A 3,221-nucleotide genomic window follows, 5' to 3' on the forward strand; every position below is an offset into this window, starting at 1 on the left:
CTCAAGGAACGGACGCTTCCTTTGTACTCACCCTCGCGGGCTTTCCTCCGGGCTTTCGTTCTATTCTTCGTTCTTGCGTTTCCGACTCTATCAGACTCTTTCGCGTCCGATTTCCTCGGCGCTTTCAAGGTTCTGCGCTTTCACGCTTTCCCTTTCCGGCGGTTCCGACTCTATCAGAAGCTTTCCACCGGATTTCCCGGGCTTCGGCTTCCTGAATCAGGAGTCGGCTGTGCCCCACGGGAATTCAATTCCATTTGGGGCGAGAGAGATGTTAAACCATCGCTGCCGAACTTGTCCAGTTCGAGGCAACCGTTCGAATCTACCTCCCCACAGCGGCCGTGTCAACGGTCTGCGGGACGACGAGGAGACTAGCAGCTCAGCCCGCCTGTACGCACATCAGGCCGCGGTCGGGAGGGTCGCCGTGCGGTCGGCCTCCTCCACGTCGCCCGCCTCGCCGGCGCGGGAGGCCCGGCCGCCCAGGACGTAGACGTAGACGAGGAACGCGGCCTCCGCGAGGACGCCGATGGTGACGCGGGCCCAGGTGGGAAGGCCCGACGGGGTCACGAAGCCCTCGATCAGGCCGGAGACGAAGAGGACCGCGGCCAGGCCGATGGCCATGCCGAGGGCGGCACGGCCCTGTTCGGCGAGGGCCGTGCGGCGGGTGCGGGGCCCCGGGTCGATGACGGTCCAGCCGAGGCGCAGGCCCGTACCGGCGGCGACGAAGACGGCCGTCAGTTCGAGGAGGCCGTGCGGGAGGATCAGCCCGAGGAAGACGTCGAGGCGGCCGGCGGAGGTCATCAGGCCGAGGCCGACGCCGAGGTTCGCCATGTTCAGGAAGAGGATCCAGAGCACCGGGAGCCCGAGGAAGGCGCCGAGGACGAGGCAGATGGCGGCAGCTTGGGCGTTGTTCGTCCAGACCTGGGCGGCGAAGGAGGCCGCCGGGTGGCTGGAGTAGTACGTCTCGTACTCGCCGCCCGGCCGCGTCAGCTCCTTGAGGTGCTCCGGGGCCGCGATGGCGCTCTGCACTTCGGGGTGGGTGGCTATCCACCAGCCGATGAGCACGCCGAGGGCCGTGGAGAGCAGTGCGGTGGGTATCCACCAGCGGCGACTGCGGTAGACGGCGGCCGGGAAGCCCTCGGTGAAGAAGCGCGCGGCGTCGCGCCAGCCGGCGCGGCGGGTGCCGGTGACGGTGGAACGGGCGCGGGCGACGAGCTGGGTGAGGCGGCCCGTCAGCATCGGGTCGGGGGCGCTCGACTGGATCAGGGAGAGGTGGGTGGAGGTGCGCTGGTAGAGGGCGACGAGCTCGTCGGCCTCCGCCCCGGTGAGCCGGCGGCCCCGGCCGAGGAGCTGCTCCAGGCGGTCCCACTCCGTCTGGTGGGCCGCCACGAAGACGTCGAGATCCATCCCGTTACCGCTCCCCTGCCCCTGGCCACCCGATACGGCTTACTTCTCCTGTCGTCAGCTTGGCAGACTGGGGTGCGCAGGGGCGGGTCAGGTCGGGGAAAGGTGCGCTCGGTGAGTGATCTGGTGACGGGAGACGCGGTCGTCCTGGGTCTGCGGCCGGCGCGGCTGCCGAGTCGGGCACTGGCGATCCTGCTCGACCTGGCCGTGTACGTCATCGGGTACGTGGCGGTGCTGGTCGGGCTGCTCTACGCGACCGCCGGGCTCGACGAAGCCGCGCAGGCCGCGGTGACGGTGGCGAGCTTCCTGCTGGTGCTGGTCGGCGTGCCGATCGCGGTGGAGACGCTGAGCCACGGCCGCTCGCTGGGGAAGCTGGCGTGCGGGCTGCGGGTGGTGCGGGAGGACGGCGGGCCGATCCGGTTCCGGCACGCGCTGGTGCGCGGGGCCATGGGGGTCGTGGAGCTGCTGTTCACGTTCGGGGCGGTCGCCTGTATCGCCTCGCTGATGTCGGAGCGGGGCCGGCGGCTGGGCGACGTGTTCGCCGGGACGCTGGTGGTCCGGGAGCGGGTGCCGGGGGCTCGGGTGATGCCGGTGCCCGCGCCGCCGCCGTGGCTGGCGGGGCGGTTCGCCGCGCTGGACCTGTCGGCGGTGCCGGACGGGCTGTGGCTGGCGATCCGGCAGTACCTGACGCGGATGGACCAGCTGGACCCGCACACGGGTGCCGCGATGGCCGTGCGGCTCGCGGACGACGTGGTGGCCCGGACGGGAACGCCGCCGCCGGCCGGGGTGCCGGCTGCCGCGTTCCTGATGGCGGTGGTGCACGAGCGGCAGTCCCGGGATGCCGCGCGGGCCTTCGCGGTGAGCCGGGCCGCGGCCGTGGCCCCGGCGCCCCCGGCCGCCGTCCCGGTGGCGACCCCGTTGCCCGCTCCCGTGCCCGTGCCCGTGCCCGCTCCGGTGCCGGTGGCCCCCGTGGCGCCGCCTACGCGCGGCACCGGGTTCGCTCCGCCCGCGTAGCTAGTCCTCGAAGGAGGACGGCGAGGATTCCAGGTGTTCGAGTTCGATGCCGGGTGCCGAGAGGACCACGTCCCCCGCGATGTGCACGGTGTGGACCTCGCCCGTGTCGAGGGCGGTGAGCTGGTACTCGTCCACCACCAGGGGGCCGCTGTCGGTGGGGTGCTCGGCGCGTGAGAGCAGGGCCCAGGCCTGGTCGACGGTGCGGGGTGCCAGGACCGGGTCGGTCAGGGCGAGGAGCCGGATCCGGGTCGCGGGGGCTCCGGGGCTCAGGCGGAGCAGGCGGGCCGTGGCGATGAGGAAGGCCGGGGAGCTGCCGGTGAAGCCGGGGGCGGCGATGTTGCCCTCGGTGGCCTCGGCTCCGGTGGGGTCGGTGCGGACCCAGGTGACGCCGTCGATGGCGGCGCCGCGGACCTGCCAGCTCGCGGCGTTCGCCTCCAGGCGGATGGGGCGGCCGAGTGCGTCGATGGCCAGGTCCAGTGAGCCGCGGTGGCCCCCGTCGGGGGTGGTCAGCTGGGCGACGTAGCGCCAGCCGGAGGGGCCGGGGGCGCAGTGGAAGTGTTCCTCGCCGAGCGGGGTGCGGTCGTGGGGGTCGTGGAGCGAGTAGCGGCCGCGGGGCATGGCTGTGGTCCTCGGGTACGGGGCAGGCCCCCGGCGCGGGTGCCGGGGGCCTGCCTGGAGTGCTGCGGATCCGCTGGGATCGGTAGCGGTGGATCAGTAGCGGTAGTGGTCGGGCTTGTACGGGCCCTCGACCTTGACGCCGATGTACGCGGCCTGCTCCGGGCGCAGGGTGGTGAGCTTGACGCCCA

At 72.4% G+C, this 3,221-nt stretch carries 4 protein-coding genes; 1 reads left to right on the plus strand and 3 read right to left on the minus strand.

The window, feature by feature from the left end:
* Positions 1-396: 396 nt before the first annotated feature.
* Positions 397-1,404, minus strand: coding sequence for a stage II sporulation protein M (locus tag ACZ4WZ_RS33850; protein ID WP_467896947.1), 1,008 nt, complete (start codon positions 1,402-1,404; stop codon positions 397-399).
* Positions 1,405-1,515: 111 nt separating this feature from the next.
* Here ACZ4WZ_RS33850 and ACZ4WZ_RS33855 point away from each other — a divergent pair, with 111 nt between their 5' ends.
* A complete protein-coding gene (locus ACZ4WZ_RS33855) occupies positions 1,516-2,415 on the plus strand; it encodes an RDD family protein (RefSeq protein ID WP_467896948.1) in 900 nt (299 codons plus the stop codon).
* On the opposite strand, the gene ACZ4WZ_RS33860 is transcribed toward ACZ4WZ_RS33855, so the two are convergent.
* On the minus strand, positions 2,416-3,033 hold the full coding sequence (locus tag ACZ4WZ_RS33860; protein ID WP_467896950.1) for a hypothetical protein: 618 nt from the start codon (positions 3,031-3,033) through the stop codon (positions 2,416-2,418). It abuts the gene before it with no gap.
* 93 nt (positions 3,034-3,126) lie between these two features.
* On the minus strand, positions 3,127-3,221 hold a 95-nt coding region (locus tag ACZ4WZ_RS33865), incomplete at its 5' end, for an adenosylhomocysteinase (protein ID WP_351857368.1).

The organism is Streptomyces sp. NPDC029122 (assembly GCF_055569445.1).

Coding starts and splice junctions, on each gene's coding strand:
- ACZ4WZ_RS33850 (WP_467896947.1), bottom strand. CDS start 1,404: ATGGATCTCGACGTCTTCGTGGCGGCCCACCAGACGGAGTGGGACCGC.
- ACZ4WZ_RS33860 (WP_467896950.1), bottom strand. CDS start 3,033: ATGCCCCGCGGCCGCTACTCGCTCCACGACCCCCACGACCGCACCCCG.